This is a genomic window from Microcystis sp. LEGE 00066, assembly GCF_015207925.1.
GTDB classification, from domain to species: domain Bacteria; phylum Cyanobacteriota; class Cyanobacteriia; order Cyanobacteriales; family Microcystaceae; genus Microcystis; species Microcystis ichthyoblabe_A.
In genome coordinates this window covers 1-22,301 of the sequence record NZ_JADEVX010000040.1, presented here as the reverse complement: position 1 = coordinate 22,301, position 22,301 = coordinate 1, and the positions used below count along the sequence as shown (strand labels likewise).

Genomic DNA, 22,301 nt, shown 5'->3' with positions numbered 1-22,301 from the left:
AGACCCAGCTAGATCCTAAATTAGAGTTCAACTATCATATATACTATGGGCGGAGTTGACAATAGTTGCCAATGATTTAGATGCAGCTGCTCCTCGTCAGATCGGGGTTTTGGCAAAACCTCAAGATAAATTAATTATCGATCGGGATGAAATTTGGTCGTTCTTTCCCTAAAAAAATCGATAATCACCTTGAAGCTATTCACCCCCCGAAATTGAATGATTATTTAGCTAATTTTTCCAGTTTTTTCTTAGTTTTCTGAAGTTTTAAGGCTAAATTACTATGATGTTCGGGATAGTAAACGTGCAAGAATTCGATAAAATCCTCGATGGTACAAGGTTGATGAAATCCCCCTAAATTACCGTGGAATTCTTGGTGAATTTCTTCTTTAATAGTCACCAAATTCAGATCTAATGTCGCTAGATGGGGATATTTTTGGACAGAGTAAAGATGATGGACAGCGAGATTAAATTTATTATGTCTATCCGGTTTTTGCCCCGTCACCTGACAAGTGTTTTTATCTCTAGTTTTAGCTCGTTTTTTAGCCTTTTCAATCTCGATTTTTTGTTTGGTATCGTCATCTAGATGTTCCTGAATTTCTTTAAAGGCAAGAGGAAACTCGATTTCAATCATTTTACACATTTCTTGGCGCGATTTATTCGTCAAAGTTTCACTCATGGATTTAGAAATGCGAACAACTCCAGTTTCAGAGAACCAAAACTCTCTTTTTTCATCTTCGTAAAAATCTACTCCTAATTCTAGAGGTTTATCAGTTCTTTGCTGAAGATGATTCACGTTTTTATTTAGCTTGGTTCCATTAGTTTTTAAAATTCGCCGCAAACTCTGTTTATGAATCATAGGCCGTCCTTTATAAACTTGAATTTCGCCAGAGTCAGTGAGTTCAGCAAAAATTAATTTTCGTGCTAAGGAGCGACGAATTTTTTGATCGTGCTTAGTAAAAAATTCTCTAAATCTGTATATAATTCCTCGCTTTTCATTCTTCTCGATATAGGAAGCAATTTTTAAAGCACCTTCAAAAGAAAACACTCTAACTTTATCTTTTTTGTTGACAAATTGATAATCGACACCTTCAACTAAATCCCAATCATCATTAGGATCAGCATCAAAAATATCAACAATTTTTTCTAGTTTTTCGAGAGTAATAGAAAACCATTGAGCTAATTCGGTATCCCGGATCAGGAAGGTATTTGCTTTCTGAGGCATAATTATTTTATCTCCGTGGTGATAGATTTATACATCACAGTCAAACGATCAAAGATGTGAGAGTTTCCTGTTTCTTGGTTATCAGGATGATAGATCTTAGAAAGACGATAATAGGCATTTTTAATGTCTTCCTTGCTGGCAGTATTTGGATCAAGATCGAAAACACGATAGGGACGAAAATATTTAAAAATATTGATACCGTTGATACAATCTTTCCCCTGTTCGTAATCTTCTTCGGGAAGAATACCGATATATTTCCTGTAGATAACCTCCCAACTTTCTCGCTGAGATAAATTGATGTTATCAAAGGCTCTAGTAGCCATTTGAAACATACTCGATTTTTTTAATTCTGTGGTATTGCTAACCTCAAAATAGGCATAAACTGCCTGTTTAAGTTGCGTTAGAGTTAAAGGTTTAACTTTTGGGCCTGTGGTGGTGGTGGCTGTAGTTTTTGATTTAGTTAACGATGGTTTAGGAGACTTTTTACGGTGGTTTTTGATGACAAAATCAGCAAAATCTTCGAGAATACGACTTTCGATCGAGTATTGCTCACAGATATGACTAATCTGCTCTAAAATGAGCGAGTTAAGAGGATTAGTGGTCATAATTTCCCTAAGAAGCTGCAAAAAATATAGCCTTTCCTATCAAGATGAGGTGTAGGCTAATTTGGTATGAACGACCGACGACTGACTCCCGAAAACTTCCTATCTTAAATTAATACCACAGCAGTGGCCACTTTGTCATGTGGTTAATAATGAAAAAAATTGCTGGCATATTATAGATCTAAGTCGATAATTGCAATGAAAACTCAAATCTGATCACTGATAACTGGTCACTGATTAGGTACTAAAGTATTTAGCGGTGGGGTGATAGGTGATAATGGCGGTGGTGGATTGTTCTGGGTACAATTGTTCGCTTTCGTCCATATACATCCCAATGCGATCGCATCCTAACAGATTTAATTGCTTGTATTGGTCCTGAATATTGGGACAAGCGGGATAGCCGAAACTATAGCGAGAACCCTGGTAACGCTGTTGCAGTATATCGCGGATATTATCGGGATCGAACTCTGCAAAACCTAACTCGCGACGGATGCGGGTGTGGGTCCATTCGGCCATGGCTTCGGCGGTTTGCACAGCCATACCGTGATAATAGAGGTATTCGGTATATTCGTTGGCATCAAAGAGAGATTTAGCGTATTCCGTGGCGATTTCCCCCACCGTCACCGCTTGCATCGGGAAAACGTCGATAATACCGGATTCCTGCGGGGCGAAAAAGTCAGCAATACAGAGACGACGACCAGATTTCTGGCGAGGAAACTCAAAAATGGCGATCGGTTGCAGATTTTCGGGTTTTTCGCCTGCTTGTATCGATTCGGGATCGTAAATTAACAGGGAATTACCGGAGGATTGACAGGGAAAATAACCATAAATTAATGTGGGGTTTAGTAAATTTTCCTTGACAATTTTCTCTTTCCATGCTGTCAGAATTGGATGAACTTTTTCCTGTAAAAACTGGTCGTATTCTGGCTTCGATTGGCTTTTGGGTTTGCGGAATTGCCATTGACCGACAAATAAAGCTTGTAGGTCCAAATACCAGAAAACCTCCTCGATGGGAATTTCTGCTGCTGTTAATATTTTAGTACCCCAGAAGGGCGGTGTTGGTCGGGGAATATCAACTTCCACCGCTTCGGAACGACGGGTATCAATAACTAATTCTTTGTCCAGGGTTCCATCAGTAAAAATAGTATCGGGATTAACCTCTAATTCTTCGGCAACAACCGGGGTTTTTTCTGCCTCGGCCAACTCCGCTAAAAAGCCTTTACTATCATCCCATTGACCGCCAGCTTTAGCGGGCATTAATTTATCCATAAAATGCAGGTCAGAAAAGGCATCTTTTCCATAGATAACCTGCCCCTTGTAGGTTTTTTGACAGTCATCATGGACAAATTTGGGAGTTAAAGCTGCCCCACCAAGAATAACAGGAACGGTGATTCCTTTTTCATTAAAAACCTCTAGATTTTCCTTCATAAAAGCCGTCGATTTCACCAATAAACCGCTCATAGCGATACAATCGGCCTTATGTTCTTTGTAGGCTTCGATGATATTTTCTACGGGTTGTTTAATGCCCAAGTTAATCACCCTATAGCCGTTATTGGTCAAGATAATATCAACTAAGTTTTTACCAATATCGTGAACATCTCCTTTAACTGTTGCGATAATAAAAGTCCCTTTGGCATTATTATCCCCCTCTTTTTTCTCCATAAAGGGTTCTAAAAAAGCAACGGCCGCTTTCATAGTTTGGGCCGATTGGAGAACAAAAGGTAACTGCATTTGTCCCGAACCAAATAACTCACCCACTACCTTCATCCCATCCAGGAGGAAAATATTAATAATATCTAGGGGTGGATAGTCCTGTAAAGCTTGCTTTAAAGCCTCTTCCAGTCCCAATCTTTCCCCATCAATAATATGCTGTTTTAAGCGTTCCTCCACGGGTAAATTAGCATTAGTAGAGGGGTCTTTTTTAGTAGTTTTACCCGCAAATAATTCGGTTAATTTGGTCAGGGGATCATAAACACATATATCGCCATCAAAACGACGATTATCATAGATTAAATCCCGACAAATTTGCTGATATTCTGGTTCAATTTTTGCCAGAGGAAGAATCTTATTAGCGCTGACGATTGCCCCATCCATCCCCACCTGCATCGCTTCGTGAAGGAAGACAGAATTTAATACCTGACGCGCTGCCGGATTCAACCCAAACGAGATATTAGACACACCTAAAAGAATGTGACATTCTGGCAGTTCTTGGCGAATTCGACGCATTGCTTCGATAGTAGCCTTGCCATTTTCTCGGTCTTCTTCGATACCAGTAGAAATCGGTAAAGCTAGAGGATCAAAAAAGATTTCGTAGGGGGGAATTCCGTATTCTATCGCCCCATAATAGGCCCGTTTAGCTATCTGGAATTTTTTCTCGGCAGTGCGGCCCATTCCTTCTTCATCAATGGTTCCAATTACTACCCCCGCGCCGTATTTTTTCGCTAAATCCAAGACTTGATAAAAACGCGGTTCCCCGTCTTCGTAGTTAGTAGAGTTGAGGATACATTTACCCCCCGCTACTTTTAACCCCGCTTCCATTTTTTCCCATTCGGTGGAATCTAACATTAAAGGTAGGGTGACATTATTAACTAAACGAGAGGCTAATTGGTGCATATCGCGCACCCCATCCCGTCCCACATAATCGACGTTGACATCGAGAATATGCGCTCCTTCTTTTACCTGCGCTTTTGCCATCGATACTAAACTATCCCAGTCTTCAACATTGAGCAGTTCCCGACATTTTTTAGAACCACTGGCGTTTAATTTTTCCCCGACAATGAGAAAAGAATTATCTTGAATATAGGGTTGGGTACTATAAATAGAAGCGGCGGAGGGTTCATAATGATAATGACGAGATTTCGGAGTTAAACCCTGACTTAGTTCCGCTAAAGCTTGAATATGGTCGGGACGAGTACCACAACAACCGCCGATAATTTGTACTCCCAAATCTTCGATAAAGTGCATTAAAGCCATTTTTAATTCTACGGGAGTGAGGCGATAATGCGCTTGACCGCCGACATTTTCCGGTAAACCAGCGTTAGGAATACAAGAAACAATAAAAGGGGAATTTTCCGAGAGATATTTAATATGGGGTTTCATTAAATCGGGACCAGTGGCGCAGTTAAGTCCCAAAATATCAATTTTATAGGGTTGTAAAATAGAGACAACGGCGTTAATTTCCGTTCCTACTAACATCGTTCCCATGGTTTCCATCGTCACCGAAACCATCAGGGGCAATCGTTGACCTTTTTTCTGAAATACTTCTTCAATAGCATTTAAAGCCGCTTTAATTTGCAGGACATCCTGACAGGTTTCTACTAATAATAAATCTGCCCCGCCATCATACAGACCCTCTACCTGTTCCACATAGGCATTTTTGAGGGTATCAAAGTCAATATGACCCAAAGTGGGCAGTTTTGTCCCCGGCCCCATGGAACCCGCCACAAAACGGGGTTTTTCGGGGGTAGAGTATTTATTAGCGCAAGCTTTGGCCAGTTCGGCGGCGCTTTTGTTGAGATAATAGGCTTGATCGGCTAAATCGTACTCGGCTAAAACTATCGAGGTTCCCCCGAAGGTGTCGGTTTCAATCACATCTGCACCCACTGCTAAAAAAGCTTCGTGGACTTTCGCTACGGCGCTAGGTTTAGTATGGACAAGATACTCGTTACAACCTTCGTATTCTGCCCCACCAAAGTCCTCGGCCGTGAGATTTTGGCTTTGTAGGGAAGTTCCCATCGCTCCATCAAAGACGAGGACGGGATGCTTGGGACCGTTGAGGTAGTCGAGAAAGGGGCTATTCATAGAGAGATTTACTGCTATAGCATTTTGAAAGTTTATTGTAATACGGTTACTAGAAATCTGCCATTCGGCATTTCAGTGATCAGTTATCAGTGATCAGATTTGAGTTTTCAGTCGAGAAAGCCAATCAATCTAATTTTGTAGAACTAGACGAGCTAAACCAACTCCGGGATAATAATTACCGAGAATTTGTTGATAATCTAGGCCTTTTTCCGCTAATTTATAAGCTCCAGTTTGACTCATACCGCGACCACCGTGGGCCCAAGCGACAATTTCATCCGTGGCGGCATAAAGAGACTCGACTACACCCCCTTTATAGCTGAGAATCTGCCCAGCAGTGGCATTAACCGCCTGGTGAGTCGATTGATACTCCGAGCGAATGCCTTTATATACCTGCCAGCGTTGGGTATTGCCCAGATGAAACCAAGCATTAGCGGGGCGGATCATGTGTACTAGGGCGTAGGAACGAGCGGCGATCGCCTGTGCCTTTAAAGCGTGCATTGGCGCAGTGGAGTGCATTTCACTACCCACTACACTATAGAGATAGGCCTCTAAATTAACATGATTGACCACTAACAAGCGATCGCCTTGGGCAACAAGCAGCACTTTGCCCCGATACCAACCATCATCCACATAAACTAAACCATCGGCACTGGTGGGCTGCACAAAAATCACCTCTGGCAGCGATAAATCGCCCATTTTTAAGCCATTGGCACTGGCAATCACCGGTAAACCCTCGTTAGTGGCAATCGTTTTTAAACCACGACCTTGACGGTCGGTGATCACCGCCGGCCCGTTAACTCCAATCAAAACACTGGCCACATCCCTTTTAATCGCTACGCGAATTTCTAGGACCGGCGGCGTATAATTAGCGGGAACCGCTAAAGGTTGTCTAGTTACCGGTTTGGCCGCGGCAGCGGGGGAAGTATTAGGAGAAGACTGAGGAAAGGGTGCTAATTTTTTCGGTGCGGAGAGGGAAGACTGGGGAGAGGGTGCTGATTTTGGAGTCGCAGAAGATTGGGGAGAGGGGGATAGTTTCGGTGATGGCGCGGTTAAGGGGGCGATCGGAGATGGGATAATAGGAGCAGGGGAGGCAGCAGTCTCTAGATTTGCCTGCGGTTGTGGGGTTTCTGGTTTTTCCTTGGCTAAATAAGTTAAGAGAATTGGCGTAAAAGTGGCGATCGACAACAAAGGAACGGCACAATGGCGCAGCAGGGAAAAATAGGTACTAGCAGCAAATTTCACTTTAATCACACCATCTTTAATTTTCTTATCTAACTTTATCATTCCCCTCTCAGGCCGAGCAATTCTAGAGAAAAACTCTCGTATTCTTGAGCTTGTTAGGACAAATCAGTCTGAAATAGTCAAGAAAAGCCGAAAAAATTCTTAACCACCCATCCTTAGATTAGCCGAATCTCCTCCAATCCAGGCTCTTCTAGGTTCTGTGTGATCAGCTTAACTTACCATAGAAGCGATCGATCTTTGTGTCCTTTGTGTCTCTGTGGTTCATTCCACCCCCTCGCTAGACTGACAGAGATGTTTAAGGATTTTGAGAACCTCGTATAAATCCCCCGGATTTCTCATGGCAAATAAACGAGAGGTTCCGTATAAAGGTTTACCGTCCCATAATAATTTAACAAATAAAAACTCGGAACCATTGGTCAACATTCCATAATTAGGACGGTTGGGATGAGGATTGGCCATTAAATAAGCTAATAATTGCGGTAAACCTGCTTCAACGGAATAAATAACCCGTTTTGATTCAATAATCATTACCCATAATTGCTCTTTTAGAATTAAAGTATCTAACCTTCCCTTAATTATTAAATCTTGATCTTCTGTAATAATTTCAACAGACTCTTCCGCTTTAATCTGAAAAGGAAATAGATAAAAGTTACCAATAAATAATAATGGATCTAAAACCGTCATCCTCACCGAAGTTTCCAAAAAGGGAGGATAATTCAATAAGTTAAAATAACCTGTTTTGATTTTATCTAACAATTCTTTTTCTTGGTCAGAGATTGCTTCTAGGTCTTCCTGCCATTCCCCAAAAAAATGCTCATCTTCTATAAACTCTAGTTGAAAATGACTAATTAAATCTCTGAGGGTGACTTCTTTTGCTTGTAAAATTTGAACCATATTTACCTCCTTAATTAAGATTTATGTTAATGGTAATTTGCTATTTTTAATTGAATTTACCTAAATTTTTAACCCAGCAAAATATCCGTTACTGACGGGGTTAACTGCTCTAAATCAGAGAGAACAGTTAAGGATATGGTCTTGTTTTGTTTACCTGCACATCGCTTCGGTTAGCATCGTTCAGGTTTTTATCAGCTGCTTTCCCTCTTCCTACATCATCCAGATTAGCCATCGTCTTCTCCTTAATTTAGAGTACATGAAAGGTTCACTTTGCTATGATTTATCCAAGAGATTTATTGAGATATAAGTAGTTAGGTGTTAAAAACTTTATTCCCCCCTTATTTCCCAGGGAAGGAGGGTTAGGTCATTCGGGCGATTTTTCATGTTGGCAAGGTCATATTCTGGTTTCATGGTTTTATTATTGATAATGTTTACTTTCGTTTTTATCCGTAAAAGTCCTCATTTAGAATCTGTTCAGGTGTGAAAGGACAAGCGAGGGGATACTCACTTTCTTGGGGAATACGAATACCAAATTGAGCGCGTTTACCCTGTTTGATGGCGACTTTACGAGCGCTGGAATAGGCTTGTGTGATGGAGATTAAGAGATAAGATTTAAGAGAGGGAATCTTAAGTAAATCATCTTGAACGCGCTGACGATGCTCATCTACTGAGTTATACCAACTTGCTTTCATTGTCTCAGGAGCATCATGCTGTATCTTTAATTTGAGTAAGTGAATCAACAAGACCATTAAGTTGCTCTCTAAGGCGCGTTTCTCTGACTTACCCAAATCTTTTAACTCCTCAATTAAGTTTTCTATATCCAGTTGTTCAAACTGTCGATTCTGTAATTGATGAATAGTTTGCTCAATCCACAACTGAAGATCTTGTTCGTAAAGTGTTGTGGGATTTTCTTGAATGTCCGATTGTTTTAATAAGTTCATTTGGCTTTCATTAAGTTAACGGTAAATGTACAATTCGGTCTTCATATTCATTGTCAAAAGAACCTTTGGCAATTACAATTAATTCTAACAAGTTATCACCAATACTTAAATCTTGATTGAGAATAAAAATTCCAGGAATGTGACGGTTTTGGTTGAAGTGTTCTCTTAAATGTACTGGCATAGAAGCACGATTATTTGTCACTAAAATAAATCCCATCACCTCACACCAAATCAAGATTTCTGGATCTAATGTACCTAATTTTGGTGTATCTGGTTCACCAACTACTCGAATAATGATTTCTGGTTCTCGGCGACGCAATTGTTGAGGATACACCGAATTAACATTTTCATCAATTAAATATTTCAGTGTCATTAGCTTTCTGCTTGGCTGTTATTTCAGCTTTCAATTTTCTCAGTCGTTCAACCACAGGCGGAGGATTTTTTCGCTGTTCTTCTCGCATTTTTCGCCCCCATTCTAGCCAGTCGGCGATGTATTGGCTCACTTTTTCTTTATCATGAAGATAATAAAGAATCGTCGCATATACCTGTTCGAGGGTTAAAGATAGATAAGTATTAGCAATTTCTTCGGGAGTTTTGGCTTGGTAAATGAAATCGTATAAAATGGTTTCAATACCGACGCGGGTTCCTTTTAGCCGAATATCGTTAGGAGCAAGAAAATTAAAATAGTCTTCGAGTTGCATGATTTATACCAATTGAAGATTCAAACTTAACTTTATTCTTTAAGTAACATTGTTATCTTAATTATACTTGATCGTTGCCGAATAGTGTGATCGCATTGGATTCTTAATTATTGACCTCTCCCCTGAACCCTATCCTACAAGGAAAGGGGAGAGAATTTAGCGAAGAGAGTGCAACTACAAACTGGGTTTGTTGTCAAGGCTCTAGCCCGAACAAGTTTAACCTGTTTTCTTTAGATACTGAGAAGCTAAATGGACATAACCCTATTGTCCAAATTAGGCAACTTATCTAGAATAAGTATATGAAGAGAGGAGGAGGCGTGATGGAGTATCAGAATTTTTCGCTCATTAAAGAAGATATTCAGGCTGATGCTTGCGGACGGATTAGCCTTGGGACTCAATGTAGCAACCGTCACTATCGGATACTGATGAATGCAAGCGGGGAACTTCTTTTGGTTCCCATGGTTGCGATTCCAGAGGGAGAACTATGGGTATTTCAGAATCCTAGTGTCCGCGAGTCGCTCAAACGGGGGCTCGCGGAAGCCAGCACGGAAAATTTAGCTGAAGAACCCGTCGATTTAGACGCTATGCTTGAGTTTGCTGAATCTATTCCTGAAGAGGTCGAGGAGTAAATGAGTTTCTCTAGCGACTAAAAACGCTATACTCTTAGTAAATTGTCAGCAGATTATGAATAAATCAGTTGAATTAATTTAAATATCGAGGAAGCTAGAAAGAATATGAAAGTTTTTATTAGTCATGCCTTTACTGAGGCTAAGTTAGCTAAGAGAGTTGCTGATTCTCTCAAAGAAGATGGCTTTCAAGTTTGGGATGCTGCTGAAATGTTACCCGGGGAAAACTGGGCTAATAACATAGGTAAAGCCTTACAAGAATCTGAAGCAATGATAGTCTTATTAACACCAGAATCACTGAAGCCTTTTAATGTTGTTTCTGATATTAGTTATGCAATTGGAGAAGAAAAGTATCAAGGTCGTATCATTCCTGTTATTGTCTCTTCCTCAGATAATTCAAACCTAGAACATATTCCTTGGATTCTCAAAAAATTTCCAATGATTTTCGTCCCTAATCTTGAACAAGACAATCAAGAATTGAAAGAAATTACACAAGCACTTAAAAATGTGACAAGCGCCGACGGACTGAAAGTTAACTGAGATGTACCACTTTTAAATTTGCTTTGCCTAATCAGAAGCTATGCCTTATCTAATTGTAACTATAGGTATGAAATGATTCCTCAAGAGGCTTTTCTTTCCCATTCTAGCAAAAATCGAGAGTTTGTCTCTCATTTGGCCAATGAATTACGCCGTCATGGAGTTCCCGTTTGGTATAGTGAAACTAATATTTTAGGCGCACAGCAATGGCATGATGAAATTGGGAAAGCTTTGAGGCGATGTGATTGGTTTATTATCGTTCTCTCTCCTGATGCGGTCGATTCTATGTGGGTAAAGCGAGAACTAATTTTTACTTTACAGGATCAGCGTTTTGAAGATAAAATTTTGCCAATTCTCTATCAACCTTGTGAATATACAAAACTTTCTTGGGTCTTACCTAGCTTCCAAATTATTAATTTTAATGATAATTTTGAAGAAGGATGCCGAGATTTGCTTCGTGTCTTTGGCTTAGGTTATATCTATATTTAGTAGTAGTTTATAGCGTAACAAACCAATATGTGATCTGGTAATTGATCGATCTGTTGATGGAGTTGTTGACGAATATTTGCAGACATAAGCTAAGTTGTTTTAATGATTTACTCAATCTGATTACACTAAACTGCCAAGCGGAGATTGGCGATGAGGGGAAGTTGGAGTTCGCTTTTTTCTTGTAGTCTTTGGGAGAAAAAAAGGATTTCTAGGTTTTCTATTTCTTCGGTTTTTGGGTTGACTCTCACGATAATATCATCTCCTAATTCTTCGGATTCTTGTTCGGGATAGGGAGCGCATTTGTTGATATAAAGAATGTCTCCAGTGGGGTCATATTTAATAATTAGGTTTGCTGCCATTCGATTTGTCCTCCTGTTAATTTACGGGCGAGATAGGCGGTAATAATCCAATATCGGCTAGGATTGAGGTCACTGACAACAACGACGACTACATATTTACCCTGACGGATGCTGTCAAACCAGCAACTAAATAGACGGGCATTATTGAGCCGAGAACTGCGGCGAATTTGTTGGGGATTGGCTAAGGTTTGAGCTATTTCTGAGAGATGAGAGGGTAATAAGTCGGGGTGGTTTTTGCCAATGTGTTGTAAGCGTTCTTCGGTTAGTTCGACATCACCTCCTAAGTAGGGACAGGGAAAGTTTATGGTTAAATTCTCCATTAAAGGCGCGGCGCAATAAGGCGGGGAGTTTGTTGATGGTGTCGAGTTGCTCTTGGAACTTCTGTTTAAGGCGTTCCAAAAAAGATTGCGGACAAGACAATTGCCCGCCATTTAATTATACTAACCTCAAGCCTCAAAGGAATTACTCAACAGCTTCATCGCCGAACACTTCGAGATCCCAAGACAAACCAATATTTCCCCCGTAGGGGCGCAATGCTTGCGCCCAAACAATGATTGCGCCCAAAACCCATCCTAACCCTCCAGCAAACCCCGCAACTCCTCAACCCCAACCCCGAAAACAGAAGCAATACCGACAAGAATCTCCTCATCTTGTGTTTGCCGATAAAGAGCAACAAGACGAGGCAAAGAAAAGGTTTGTATGGTGTAACCATCGTTAAATTCTGCCCAAATTTGTAAGGCTTGCAGGTAATAACTTTTGGCTTGGCTCAATTCCCCAACTCCTTCCGCTACGATTCCCAACTGGTGCAGGGTTCCGGCTTGCTCATAGCGATCGCCATATTCAATGAAGATCTCAATAGCTTGCTGGTAGTAGCTTCGGGCTTGCTCCCATTCCCTCAATTCTGCCGCTACTATTCCCAATTGTGCAAGGGTGCTGGCTTGGGAGAAGCGATCGCCATATTCAATGTAGATCTCAATAGCTTGCTGGTAGTAGCTTCGGGCTTGCTCCCATTCCCTCAATTCTCCCGCTACGATTCCCAAATTGTGCAGGGTTCTGGCTTGGGAGAAGCGGGCGCTTTGCGTGCCTCCGGCAGCGCCATATTCAATCTTGATCTCAAGAGCTTGCTGGTAGTAGCTTCGGGCTTGCTCCCATTCCCTCAATTTTCCCGCTACGATTCCCAAATTGTGCAGGGTTCCAGCTTGGGAGTAGCGATCCCCATATTCAATGAAGATCTCAATAGCTTGCTGGTAGTAGCTTCGGGCTTGCTCCCATTCCCTCAATTTTGCCGCTACGATTCCCAAATAGTGCAGGGTTCCAGCTTGGGAGTAGCGATCCCCATATTCAATGAAGATCTCGAGAGCCTGCTGGAAGTAGAGTCGCGCCTGTTCCCATTCCCTCTCCTCGTAGGCTACGGCTCCCAAATTGTGCAGGGTGCTGGCTTGGGAGAAGCGGGCGCTTTGCGTGCCTCCGGCAGCGCCATATTCAATGTAGATCTCGAGAGCCTGCTGGAAGTAGAGTCGCGCCTGTTCCCATTCCCTCAATTCTTGCGCTACCATTCCCAAATGGTGCAGGGTGCTGGCTTGGGAGAAGCGCTCCCCATATTCAATGAAGATCTCGAGAGCCTGCTGGAAGTAGAGTCGCGCCTGTTCCCAGCTCCTCCTGTGCGCGAAGGTTCTTCCTAAATCCTGGTATATTTCTGCTGCGAGAGACACATCCTGCCGCTGCTGCGCTAGTTCTAGGGCGTTTTCTAGATAGTTTTGGGCTTTGGTGGCGTTGCGCTGACTCAGGTAGGCGACTCCAAGCTGATGGAGGAGGATGTTACAGGTATTGAGATCTATATCTGTAGGAGGATGTCCCGCTGAAGGGCGATAGTCCATCAATAAGCTTTCCAGTAGCGCAATTCGTTCTGAGGACTCCGGCGATTTGGACGAGTCAATGGGGCGATCGGCTTCCAGGGTTTGCACAAGAGCATAGTCTTTTGTGGTTTGGGGTGTCTGGAACAAAAACACACCCGATCGCCAAGCCCAAAAGTCAGGAGCAAACTTAGTCAGACGAGTGAGCGCATAGTCAGGCAAAATAAACAGAAGCGGATGAGGGACACTGCGTTTATAGGCATCCCGGACAAAGTTGAGGTCTTGCAGAACTGGTGGATAGTCCCCTTGTAAATCTACCCCAATCGACTTTTCCAATCCCCGAATTAACAGCACTAATTTGCGACTGGGATCGTGGGGTAAAATCGGCAACTGCTGCACAATTTCGTCTCGCAGAAATTTCAAATCTGGTCGGTGGGAAAAGTTCAATACCTCGAATTGAATGTCCTGACACTTTGGATCGGACTTGAGTGCCTGAATCAATATCTCTACATTGGGCGGGAAATTGACCTCGACAAAGCCAAGGGTAAATCCTTCGGCAAAGTCAATAAAGGTCAGTAATTCAGCCAATACTTGCCGGTTTAAGACGAGAAACTGGCGATCTTCCCGCTCAAGATCAAGGGAGTTGAGCGTTTTGGAGAGCGGTTTGGAAAGACTCACTTTGCCTCACTACAGGATTAGGATAGTTCCAGCGATTATCGCCGTTGTATTCTAGGACGGAGAGGTTAAACATCATCAATTGTCCGATTAAATCTTTGGGAATGTTTTTCTTCAAACAAACCTGAGCCAATATGGGGTAATGCTCATCGGGAATAAACCTCTCAAAATTAAATTGTTCTTGTCTAACTGCGTAGGTAATATCCTCGCTCGTGATTTTATTATGACCCCGCGTACTGGCCGTCCGGCAGGCAATCCGCATCAGTTGCATCAGTTGCCGTACATTGCCGCCGCTGGCTTTCGCTAAGTCAATTAGTTGTTCCCGCGACTCGAACACGGCTTCACTGTCGACCCGCTGCTCAATCAAACTGGCCATCCCTTCTAGACCGGGTTGATTATAGTCCAGATCACAGCGATCGCGCTTAAACTGATAAATATTAACCATTGGCATAATGTGCAGATTACTGAAGTCTTTAGTCAGACTTTTAGGAGAAGAAATGACAGAAATTGGTACTGTATAAATTAGGGTACAATTTAACTCTTTTAATTGGGTTCCATGATCAAAAAATAGGCGATCACCAATCTGAGGAGTCACGCGATCCAGATTATCAAAGATGATTAAAAATCCTTTTGGATATTTGTCCTTAATCTTTTTGTACGCATCGCTGAGTAATAAATTAATGTCTGCTTTGAGCCGTGAAATATCTCGCTGAAGTGTCTGCCGAATGGTGGTTTTGCTCTTATCAGATCCCTTAATCTGAGCCAGAAGTTTGACGAGTAACTTGGCGAGAAACGGTGCTTCTGGTCCCAGAGTAGCTTCTGCTTGAACGCTGATTGAACTCTCAACAGAACGTTCATCTTCTTTGGTAACTTCCTTGAACCAATCCTCGAAACTGGTTAATAGCCCGGAATCTAACTTTGACTTTAGTTGGCGGAGTTCAAATTCCACCTGTTTAATCACAATTAAATAGAGATCGGTGTAGTCTGCATCATTAATATCAGTTTCCTCATCGACTTCCAGGTAGATTACCCGATAATCCTGTTCCCATTGTTTCTGAATCCTTTTGAGTTCTGTACTTTTGCCACATCCCCGATGTCCGGTAAACAAGATATTGGTGTATTCTCCAGGCTCCTGGAAATCTAGAATAGTATTCACTCCTTCAATTGCTTCCGTCTTCCGCACTGCCGAGAGATCGACATAATACCGTGCGATCGCCTCACCCACCAATGGCTCAACGTTACAGGCCCGAAAGGCTTTTTTTAGTGTGGTAGCGCGATCGAATACGGAAAAAGTCATAGTAAAGATTGAAGCTAAGGCAACAAAACCAGTATAAGCTAGGGCGCATTTAATTTGGCGGCAAAAGGCAACAGTCCCCAACAATTTTGACGTATCGCTCTATATTGCTTGTGCATCATCTGAAATCACCCAAAACCGATATTACCTCTCCATCAAACCCCAGTCACTCTCCATTATTTCGTCGTCATCCAGAAAAATTCTAAGAGCAATAAATCCCTGAAAGCATTGATAGGCAACGGTTGTGGGTTTTCAAAAGTCAGTGACTAATTACTTCAGCAGTTTAACGGTATTATACTGGAAAAAACCTATTGCTTTGAGCCTATGGATGTTCGAGCGGCAGTTGCCCTAGAAGCGGGAAAACCCCTGACTATTGAAACGGTACAATTAGCACCACCGCAAGCGGGGGAAGTGTTAGTAGAAATCAAAGCCACGGGAGTTTGTCACACCGATGCCTATACTCTCTCTGGGGCCGATCCTGAAGGCTTATTTCCCTCAATTTTAGGCCATGAAGGGGCCGGAATCGTGGTAGAAGTGGGAAAAGGTGTCACTAGCCTAAAAGTGGGTGATCCTGTGATTCCCCTATACATTCCCGAATGTCGTCAGTGCGAATACTGTCTCAGCTTTAAAACCAATCTCTGTCAAGCAATTCGTCTTACCCAAGGTCGGGGAGTAATGCCGGATGGAACCAGTCGTTTTTCCCTCGATGGTCAGCCTCTTTATCACTACATGGGAACCTCGACTTTTGCTAACTATACCGTACTGCCAGAGATTTCCCTAGCTAAGATTCGCCCCGATGCTCCCTTTGAAAAAGTCTGTTATATCGGCTGCGGAGTCACTACAGGTATCGGTGCGGTGATTAATACCGCTAAAGTAGAACCAGGGTCAAAAGTGGTGGTTTTTGGTCTGGGAGGTATCGGTTTAAATGTTATTCAAGGGGCCCGTTTGGTGGGGGCCGATATGATTGTCGGGGTCGATATCAATCCCCAGAAACAAGCTTTAGCGACCAAATTCGGGATGACTCATTTTGTTAATCCCCAAGAAATCGAGGGGGATTTAGTGGCCTATCTGGTGGATTTAACTAAAGGTGGGGCCGATTATAGTTTTGAGTGTATCGGCAATGTCCAGATTATGCGTCAAGCTTTGGAATGTTGCCATAAAGGTTGGGGTGTTGCCACTATTATCGGTGTAGCCGGGGCCGGCCAAGAAATTAGTACCCGTCCTTTTCAATTAGTCACCGGACGGGTCTGGAAAGGTACGGCCTTTGGTGGAGCAAGGGGTCGTACAGATGTACCAAAAATAGTCGATTGGTACATGGACGGCAAGATTAATATTGATGATTTAATCACCCATGTTCTACCTCTGGCAAGAATTAACGAGGCTTTTGACCTGATGCGACAAGGAGATTCTATCCGCAGTGTGATTACATTTTGAACAGGGATAATGTTACATATAGTTAAGAAACACTTGACAAACTCTTAACTATATGTATGCGCCAGTTTCCTCGCTCTCTTTAACTTACTATAGAAGCGATCAATCTTTGTGTCCTCTGTATCTGGAGTGATTCCTTCCACTCCCAGTATTTACACTTATTTTGTTAAGATATATTGCAGATACCCTGAACTTTAGTAAACAGAGGAGCTAAATCACCTAGTATTGCGTCTTTTTCAGTGAACAGTAAACAGTAATCAGTAATCAGTGAAAAGACAGTGGCAGACTACTATTTAATACTGCTCACTTAGAACTCAAATCTGATAACTGATAACTGATGACTAATAACTGATAACTGCCCTAATAACTTTTAAATTTTTAACTTTAAACAAATGCGTAATAGCGGACTCCTATCAAAAACTAAAGTCAAACTGAAACCGAAAAAAACGCTCACCTCGCCGACGCGGCCAGCACCAAATAAATTACAGAATAAAATCAAAGATAAAGAGCGTCTAGTCGGTCGTCAGCGTCAGTCATGGCTAATTATGGGCTTAATTAGCCTTGTCCTGTTAGGAGGAGTTGGCTCACGATTGGCCTATTTACAACTGCAGCAAGGACAAATTAACCGAGAAAGGGCAGAAAATAACCGGATTCGCATTCTTCCTAAACCTCCGGTCCGGGGCAACTTATTTGATCGCAATGGCAAAGTTTTGGCTACAGCCCGCTTAACCCATGCGGCCTATATTTGGCCCAAATCCCAGCGTAATCCCGCCCAAAAACTCAATCTTGACCGTTTAGCCAGTATTTTAGCCATTCCCAAAAGCGACCTAGAAAAACGCATTAACGAAGCGGACGAAAACCCCTCCACCCTGATCCGCATCGCTAGGGGTTTAACTCCGGCCCAAATTATCGCCCTAGAGGAATACAAAGACGAATTAACCGGCATTGAAGTGGACGTGGAATCAGTGCGCTACTACCCCAATGGTAAAATCGGGGCGCATATTCTCGGTTATACTGGGGAACTAACCCCAGAGGAATATAAAGCCAAAAGACCCCAGGGCTACCGATTGGGAGATGTCGTCGGTAAAATGGGTGTAGAAGCCGCCTACGAGTCAAAATTGCGGGGAGAATGGGGGGGAATGCAGTTAGAGGTCAACGGATCGGGACAAGTAATCCAAATTCTCGGCCAAAAAATTGCTAAACCGGGGCAAGATGTCACCCTGACAATAGATTTAAAACTCCAAAAAGCCGCCGAGGCCGCTTTAGGAAAACGCAAAGGTGCGATCGTGGCGATCGATCCCCGGGATGGTTCTGTGCGGGCCATGGTCAGTTATCCTAGTTTCGATCCCAATGTTTTCTCGGCCCCAATTACCACCGCCACCTGGAAAAAACTACAAGCGGAGGGCAACCCGTTTGTTAACCGCGCTCTCCAAGGATTCCCCCCCGCTTCCACCTTTAAAGTCGTCACTGCCACTGCTGGCATGGAATCGGGGAAATTTCCCCCTAATACGGTCTTAAATACCTTTGCCGCTCTTTATGTGGGGGGGACAGCTTTCGGGGAATGGAATCACGCCGGTTTTGGTCCGATCGGTTTTGTCCGGGCCATGGCCATGAGTAGTAACACTTTTCACGGTCAAATTGGTCGCGGGGTGGGGGGACCGGCTTTAATTGCCATGGCCCGGCGCTACGGTTTCGGTCAGAAAACTGGGATAGAATTAGCGGAAGAAACCCCGGGGTTAATTGCCGATCGCGATTGGAAACTGCGTAATTTTAAAAACTGGGATTGGTCCGTAGGCGATACGATTAATATGTCGATCGGTCAAGGATTTACCCTGGCGACTCCCCTACAGGTAGCTGTGATGTTTGCTGTCCCCGCTAACGGCGGTTTTTTGGTGAAACCGCACCTTTTACAGGATGCCCGGGATGTTAAGGAATGGCGAAAGTCTTTGAACATGAAACCTAGCACCCTAGACACCCTGAGAAAGTCCCTGAGAGCCGTGGTAGCGGAAGGAACGGGTCGGGCCCTATCAGACCCCGCTTTACCGCCTGTAGCGGGCAAAAGCGGCACAGCAGAAGCACCTCCGGGCAAGTCCCACGCTTGGTTTGGAGCTTTCGCCCCCTTCGACGTAGCTCAGGGTAAACCTTTTGATAAGCCCGAAATTGTCGTGGTCGCCTTTGTGGAACATTCCGGCGGTGGTGGTGGTAAAGTGGCCGCACCTATGGTACGTCAGGTAATGGAGGCCTATTTTAATATCTGGACTTCCCCCATACATAAATACTAAAAAATTAACAAAACCCTTACTGCAGGTCGCTTCTAAGAAAAAATTGAAAAGAGGCTACTGGGTACATTTTTTACTTGAAAATGGCTGTACCGTTGACTGTATCTGGAGTAGAGCGATTCCGTAGAGTTGGCTGTATAGTGATCGCTAACCTGATTTTAACAGATGGTGTCATTAATCTCTAGAGTAAGGGATTCGCTCTGTAGCCATGTTTTTGCTGGTTTTCTGCCCCAAAACAAGCTATAATGGTGTAAAGGTCAAATTTGAAAATTTTTGCCTCAAACCCTATCTGCGTAAGAACTTCAGGATTTTGTGTCCAGTAGTTCATTAGTATTCTATTGCTTTAACTCAGGCTCTGTAAGACTTTTAGCCATAGCTAGTATGTTTATACGGGGGAAGTCCAGTAATATCAAACCCAAAGAAGAAAAACCTCGGCCGAAGCCCTAGAGACCTGTGGCGGTAAGCGGCACACAGCGCACGGTAATTCCCGTGGCCGTTGCGATTTTTTCCGCCCAAATTGCCAATATTTCAGCGTTGACGGGTTTGAGAATTTGCCTTCCGTCGCCCGCGCTGAGGGGATTATTACCCCGGGTTTCTAATTGTCTTTGTCTGGCCCGGGGACGGGTCGGGGTGTTAAGTTGAATTTCATCCGGTTGTAGCTGTTGCATCAAATCGATGTATCGGTCTTGATCTTGGGGCGACCAAGAGGCCAGTAGCATGGTTTGAATTGCTAGTTTTCCCGACCATTCTTGGCGAAATTGTCTTAATCCCCACCAAAGACCCTGCCAATCAAGGCCGGGGACCGGACGGTTAACCCGTCGCCATTGGGCCTCGGAAACAGCATCGATTTTAGCGGCGACGATATCAGCTTTGCTCAAGTCTTGACGCACTTGGGCATCTCCCAAGAGGGTACTATTGGTTAAGACCGCCACCGGCCGCTCGGTTATTTCCTTGACGGTGGCCAGTATTTCCCCTAAATTGAGGGCGAGGGTGGGTTCCCCGCTACCACTGAGAGTGACTATATCCACGTCCCAGGGGGCAAAGGCACTTAAATCCCTGCTAATTTGTTCGCTGGTGATAAAAATTTTTCGTTGCTCGGTTTTTTGCTCAATTTCTCCTAACTGACAGTAGGCACAGTTAAAGGAACAGGTGGAAACTAAACCAATCGGATCGATGCCCAGGGAACTGCCGAAACGCCAAGAGGCAACCGGACCATATACGGAGCAGAAATAATCTTGGCGAGCAGTCATCGAAAATACCGAAAGAAGACGGAGAGGGAGGGATTCGAACCCTCGGTACGGTCTTACGATTCGTACAACAGATTAGCAATCTGCCGCATTCGACCACTCTGCCACCTCTCCAAGATGACATTATTTTAGTCTAACATGAAGGTCCGATTTTTGGCAAGTAATTTTTGGGCAGTTAATCGCTTAAACGACCATCCTCCATATTGACAATGCGATCGGCGATGTCGAGAATCCGGTTATCGTGGGTGACGAGTAAAATCGTGCAACCTTGTTCTTTTGCCAATTTCTGCATGATTTCCACCACATCGCGCCCAGATTGTTTATCTAAGGCTGCGGTCGGTTCATCAGCGAGGACTAATTTGGGATGACTGACGAGGGCGCGAGCGATCGCAACCCGTTGTTTTTGTCCCCCTGATAGATCGTGGGGATAGTAATCAACGCGGTCCCCTAAACCCACCGATTCCAAAATTGCCGTGGCTTTTTGATTGAGATCTTGTTCTAAAAACTCCTCGTGCAGTTCCAAAGACATCCTAACGTTTTGTTTCGCTGTCAGGAATTTTAGTAAATTATGTGCTTGAAAAATATAGCCAATTTGACGGCGAATTTTCAGCATTTTGCCCTTACCAATTCCTAACATTTCTTGGCCGAGAATTTTTAAACTGCCCGCTTGTGCCGATCGCAAACCTCCCATTAAACTCAATAAAGTAGTTTTCCCCGATCCCGAAGGACCAGTCATAATCACTACTTCCCCCGCTTTAATTTCCAGAGCGATATCGTATAAAACCTGTTTTTTTAATTCCCCCGTGCCAAAATAGTGATTTAAGCCTTTAATGGCAATTACGGGTTCATTAGGGCTAAAATCCCCTAATTCTCGCTCTTTTTGAAAAATCAGCATTATTTCACCCTTGATAGCTTAGAAAATATCGGCTGGATCTGCTGTCCTTAATTTGCCCATAGCGACAATTCCAGAGGCAATACACATGATAACTGTCAGGATTAAAACTTCGATCGCCCTAGCGGTAGTCATCACTATGGGTAGAAGTGTAGCGGAGGAAGCGAGATTATAAACACCGAGAGAGACGATAAACCCGGGTATATACCCCAAAACCGCTAGTAATAAAGCCTCTTGCATCAAAACCCCGACTAAATACCAATCACCGTAACCCATAGCTTTTAGGGTAGCGTATTCGGGTAAGTGATCGGTGACATCGGAATAGAGAATTTGATAGACAATGACGATACCGACGATAAAACCGACTACTGTACCTAAACCAAAGATAAAACCAATGGCTGTACCATTTGCCCAATAGGTTTTTTCCCTTTCAGCAAATTCTTTTAAAGTAAGGACTATTACTTCATTTTTCGGGAAAAGTGCCTGTAAATTGGCTTTTACTGCCTCGATATTTGCCCCCGGTTGCAGTTTCACCAGTCCTAGATCGATTTCGTGGGGTTGACGTTCGGGAAAGAGCCTTAAAAAGGTAGAATCACTGCTAATGACGTTACCATCGGCAGCAAAGGAGGCACCAAGGGTAAAAATTCCCGCCACCTGTACCTCTTTTCTATTTAACTGAACTGTCAAATCGGGGTTTTTCTGGAGTAAATCGGCAATTGGACCGAATTCTGGTCTTCCTGCTTGATCGTACAAGACGCGATTTAACATCTTCAGATCACTGGATTTTTGATTAACTTCCGGGAGGGTAAAAACCCGTTGACTGGGATCAAAACCAAAGACTAAAGTAGTTCTTTCTAGGGCAGTTTCGGGATTGCGCCACTGGGCAGAAGCAATATAAACTGGGGCTATAGATTGAATGCCCTCGACTCTTTTAGCTTGGTACAAGCGATCGCGTGAGAAACTTTTCACCGCAAAGAGGGTATCAAATTGGGGATTAATCAGGACTAAATCCGCATCGAGGACATAATGGGGTTTAACGGAAGCATCAAACAAGGCATCCCGAAACCCCAACTGTGTAAAAATTAGGAAGTCAGCAAAAGCAATCCCAGCAATAGCCACAATCAAACGGGTTTTCTCTCGCGTCACCTGTAACCAAGATAGGGGCGTTTTTTTGAATAGATGGGTTAGTTTCATTGGGTGTTGGGGTGTTGGGGTG

Annotated in this window: 19 protein-coding genes, 1 tRNA gene and 1 pseudogene; 5 read left to right on the top strand and 16 right to left on the bottom strand. The window is 43.3% G+C overall.

Features of this window, described 5'->3' with window-relative positions; translation table 11 throughout:
• Positions 1 to 220: 220 nt before the first annotated feature.
• The 8 genes from IQ224_RS07970 to IQ224_RS07935 all read right to left on the bottom strand — a co-directional run bounded on the left by IQ224_RS07970 (position 221) and on the right by IQ224_RS07935 (position 9,403).
• The gene (locus tag IQ224_RS07970) at positions 221 to 1,222 is read right to left on the bottom strand and encodes a hypothetical protein (RefSeq protein ID WP_194032807.1); all 1,002 of its coding nucleotides are present in this window, start codon (positions 1,220 to 1,222) and stop codon (positions 221 to 223) included.
• Between the two features lie 2 nt (positions 1,223 to 1,224).
• Positions 1,225 to 1,827, bottom strand: coding sequence for a J domain-containing protein (locus IQ224_RS24915; protein WP_193957229.1), 603 nt, complete (start codon positions 1,825 to 1,827; stop codon positions 1,225 to 1,227).
• Between the two features lie 234 nt (positions 1,828 to 2,061).
• Complete coding sequence (metH, locus tag IQ224_RS07960; protein WP_194032806.1) at positions 2,062 to 5,625, bottom strand: methionine synthase; 3,564 nt, start codon at positions 5,623 to 5,625, stop codon at positions 2,062 to 2,064.
• A 129-nt stretch (positions 5,626 to 5,754) separates the two neighbouring features.
• Positions 5,755 to 6,909 carry a SpoIID/LytB domain-containing protein gene (locus IQ224_RS07955; protein WP_002745365.1) on the bottom strand — a complete coding sequence of 385 codons (1,155 nt, stop codon included), beginning with the start codon at positions 6,907 to 6,909 and terminating at the stop codon, positions 5,755 to 5,757.
• A gap of 219 nt (positions 6,910 to 7,128) precedes the next feature.
• A complete protein-coding gene (locus tag IQ224_RS07950; protein WP_002745367.1) occupies positions 7,129 to 7,761 on the bottom strand; it encodes a type I restriction endonuclease in 633 nt (210 codons plus the stop codon).
• A gap of 443 nt (positions 7,762 to 8,204) precedes the next feature.
• On the bottom strand, positions 8,205 to 8,702 hold the full coding sequence (locus tag IQ224_RS07945) for a DUF29 domain-containing protein (RefSeq protein WP_002745368.1): 498 nt from the start codon (positions 8,700 to 8,702) through the stop codon (positions 8,205 to 8,207).
• A gap of 10 nt (positions 8,703 to 8,712) precedes the next feature.
• Positions 8,713 to 9,075, bottom strand: a complete 363-nt coding sequence (locus tag IQ224_RS07940; protein WP_002737135.1) for a DUF5615 family PIN-like protein — start codon at positions 9,073 to 9,075, stop codon at positions 8,713 to 8,715.
• Positions 9,053 to 9,403 (bottom strand): DUF433 domain-containing protein, encoded by a 351-nt coding sequence (locus tag IQ224_RS07935; protein ID WP_002745369.1) that lies wholly within the window; start codon positions 9,401 to 9,403, stop codon positions 9,053 to 9,055. The genes IQ224_RS07940 and IQ224_RS07935 overlap by 23 nt, the downstream gene beginning before the upstream one ends.
• Positions 9,404 to 9,723: 320 nt before the next feature.
• Between IQ224_RS07935 and IQ224_RS07930 the strand changes: the two genes are divergently transcribed.
• From IQ224_RS07930 to IQ224_RS07920, 3 genes are all read left to right on the top strand, one after another.
• A complete protein-coding gene (locus IQ224_RS07930; RefSeq protein WP_036401580.1) occupies positions 9,724 to 10,032 on the top strand; it encodes a hypothetical protein in 309 nt (102 codons plus the stop codon).
• A 105-nt stretch (positions 10,033 to 10,137) separates the two neighbouring features.
• Positions 10,138 to 10,569, top strand: coding sequence for a toll/interleukin-1 receptor domain-containing protein (locus IQ224_RS07925; RefSeq protein WP_002745371.1), 432 nt, complete (start codon positions 10,138 to 10,140; stop codon positions 10,567 to 10,569).
• A gap of 72 nt (positions 10,570 to 10,641) precedes the next feature.
• Complete coding sequence (locus IQ224_RS07920; RefSeq protein ID WP_002745372.1) at positions 10,642 to 11,055, top strand: toll/interleukin-1 receptor domain-containing protein; 414 nt, start codon at positions 10,642 to 10,644, stop codon at positions 11,053 to 11,055.
• A 125-nt stretch (positions 11,056 to 11,180) separates the two neighbouring features.
• Here the strand turns inward: IQ224_RS07920 and IQ224_RS07915 are convergent, their stop codons facing one another.
• The 4 genes and pseudogenes from IQ224_RS07915 to IQ224_RS07900 form a co-directional block, all read right to left on the bottom strand.
• Positions 11,181 to 11,414, bottom strand: a complete 234-nt coding sequence (locus IQ224_RS07915) for a DUF2283 domain-containing protein (protein WP_002745373.1) — start codon at positions 11,412 to 11,414, stop codon at positions 11,181 to 11,183.
• Positions 11,399 to 11,734, bottom strand: coding sequence for a hypothetical protein (locus IQ224_RS07910; RefSeq protein WP_002745374.1), 336 nt, complete (start codon positions 11,732 to 11,734; stop codon positions 11,399 to 11,401). Before IQ224_RS07910 ends, IQ224_RS07915 begins: the two co-directional genes overlap by 16 nt.
• A 252-nt stretch (positions 11,735 to 11,986) precedes the next feature.
• A pseudogene (locus IQ224_RS07905) lies at positions 11,987 to 13,225 on the bottom strand (tetratricopeptide repeat protein); the annotation flags it as partial.
• Between the two features lie 676 nt (positions 13,226 to 13,901).
• Positions 13,902 to 15,239, bottom strand: a complete 1,338-nt coding sequence (locus IQ224_RS07900) for a P-loop NTPase fold protein (protein ID WP_002745376.1) — start codon at positions 15,237 to 15,239, stop codon at positions 13,902 to 13,904.
• A gap of 321 nt (positions 15,240 to 15,560) precedes the next feature.
• Here IQ224_RS07900 and IQ224_RS07895 point away from each other — a divergent pair, with 321 nt between their 5' ends.
• Positions 15,561 to 16,670, top strand: coding sequence for an S-(hydroxymethyl)glutathione dehydrogenase/class III alcohol dehydrogenase (locus tag IQ224_RS07895; protein WP_194032805.1), 1,110 nt, complete (start codon positions 15,561 to 15,563; stop codon positions 16,668 to 16,670).
• Positions 16,671 to 17,059: 389 nt separating this feature from the next.
• The gene (mrdA, locus tag IQ224_RS07890) at positions 17,060 to 18,949 is read left to right on the top strand and encodes a penicillin-binding protein 2 (RefSeq protein WP_194032804.1); all 1,890 of its coding nucleotides are present in this window, start codon (positions 17,060 to 17,062) and stop codon (positions 18,947 to 18,949) included.
• A gap of 440 nt (positions 18,950 to 19,389) precedes the next feature.
• Here the strand turns inward: mrdA and IQ224_RS07885 are convergent, their stop codons facing one another.
• From IQ224_RS07885 to devC, 4 genes are all read right to left on the bottom strand, one after another.
• The gene (locus tag IQ224_RS07885; RefSeq protein WP_194032803.1) at positions 19,390 to 20,196 is read right to left on the bottom strand and encodes a radical SAM protein; all 807 of its coding nucleotides are present in this window, start codon (positions 20,194 to 20,196) and stop codon (positions 19,390 to 19,392) included.
• A 19-nt stretch (positions 20,197 to 20,215) separates the two neighbouring features.
• A tRNA-Ser gene (locus IQ224_RS07880) sits at positions 20,216 to 20,307 on the bottom strand.
• Positions 20,308 to 20,368: 61 nt separating this feature from the next.
• On the bottom strand, positions 20,369 to 21,088 hold the full coding sequence (locus IQ224_RS07875) for a DevA family ABC transporter ATP-binding protein (RefSeq protein WP_194032802.1): 720 nt from the start codon (positions 21,086 to 21,088) through the stop codon (positions 20,369 to 20,371).
• Positions 21,089 to 21,106: 18 nt separating this feature from the next.
• Positions 21,107 to 22,279 (bottom strand): ABC transporter permease DevC, encoded by a 1,173-nt coding sequence (gene devC, locus IQ224_RS07870; RefSeq protein ID WP_194032801.1) that lies wholly within the window; start codon positions 22,277 to 22,279, stop codon positions 21,107 to 21,109.
• Between the last annotated feature and the right edge of the window lie 22 nt (positions 22,280 to 22,301).

Excerpts from the sequence above, each read along its gene's own strand:
- IQ224_RS07970 (WP_194032807.1), bottom strand. The coding sequence starts at position 1,222 with ATGCCTCAGAAAGCAAATACCTTCCTGATCCGGGATACCGAATTAGCT.
- IQ224_RS24915 (WP_193957229.1), bottom strand. The coding sequence starts at position 1,827 with ATGACCACTAATCCTCTTAACTCGCTCATTTTAGAGCAGATTAGTCAT.
- metH (WP_194032806.1), bottom strand. The coding sequence starts at position 5,625 with ATGAATAGCCCCTTTCTCGACTACCTCAACGGTCCCAAGCATCCCGTC.
- IQ224_RS07955 (WP_002745365.1), bottom strand. The coding sequence starts at position 6,909 with ATGATAAAGTTAGATAAGAAAATTAAAGATGGTGTGATTAAAGTGAAA.
- IQ224_RS07950 (WP_002745367.1), bottom strand. The coding sequence starts at position 7,761 with ATGGTTCAAATTTTACAAGCAAAAGAAGTCACCCTCAGAGATTTAATT.
- IQ224_RS07945 (WP_002745368.1), bottom strand. The coding sequence starts at position 8,702 with ATGAACTTATTAAAACAATCGGACATTCAAGAAAATCCCACAACACTT.
- IQ224_RS07940 (WP_002737135.1), bottom strand. The coding sequence starts at position 9,075 with ATGACACTGAAATATTTAATTGATGAAAATGTTAATTCGGTGTATCCT.
- IQ224_RS07935 (WP_002745369.1), bottom strand. The coding sequence starts at position 9,403 with ATGCAACTCGAAGACTATTTTAATTTTCTTGCTCCTAACGATATTCGG.
- IQ224_RS07930 (WP_036401580.1), top strand. The coding sequence starts at position 9,724 with ATGGAGTATCAGAATTTTTCGCTCATTAAAGAAGATATTCAGGCTGAT.
- IQ224_RS07925 (WP_002745371.1), top strand. The coding sequence starts at position 10,138 with ATGAAAGTTTTTATTAGTCATGCCTTTACTGAGGCTAAGTTAGCTAAG.
- IQ224_RS07920 (WP_002745372.1), top strand. The coding sequence starts at position 10,642 with ATGATTCCTCAAGAGGCTTTTCTTTCCCATTCTAGCAAAAATCGAGAG.
- IQ224_RS07915 (WP_002745373.1), bottom strand. The coding sequence starts at position 11,414 with ATGGCAGCAAACCTAATTATTAAATATGACCCCACTGGAGACATTCTT.
- IQ224_RS07910 (WP_002745374.1), bottom strand. The coding sequence starts at position 11,734 with ATGGAGAATTTAACCATAAACTTTCCCTGTCCCTACTTAGGAGGTGAT.
- IQ224_RS07900 (WP_002745376.1), bottom strand. The coding sequence starts at position 15,239 with ATGACTTTTTCCGTATTCGATCGCGCTACCACACTAAAAAAAGCCTTT.
- IQ224_RS07895 (WP_194032805.1), top strand. The coding sequence starts at position 15,561 with ATGGATGTTCGAGCGGCAGTTGCCCTAGAAGCGGGAAAACCCCTGACT.
- mrdA (WP_194032804.1), top strand. The coding sequence starts at position 17,060 with ATGCGTAATAGCGGACTCCTATCAAAAACTAAAGTCAAACTGAAACCG.
- IQ224_RS07885 (WP_194032803.1), bottom strand. The coding sequence starts at position 20,196 with ATGACTGCTCGCCAAGATTATTTCTGCTCCGTATATGGTCCGGTTGCC.
- IQ224_RS07875 (WP_194032802.1), bottom strand. The coding sequence starts at position 21,088 with ATGCTGATTTTTCAAAAAGAGCGAGAATTAGGGGATTTTAGCCCTAAT.
- devC (WP_194032801.1), bottom strand. The coding sequence starts at position 22,279 with ATGAAACTAACCCATCTATTCAAAAAAACGCCCCTATCTTGGTTACAG.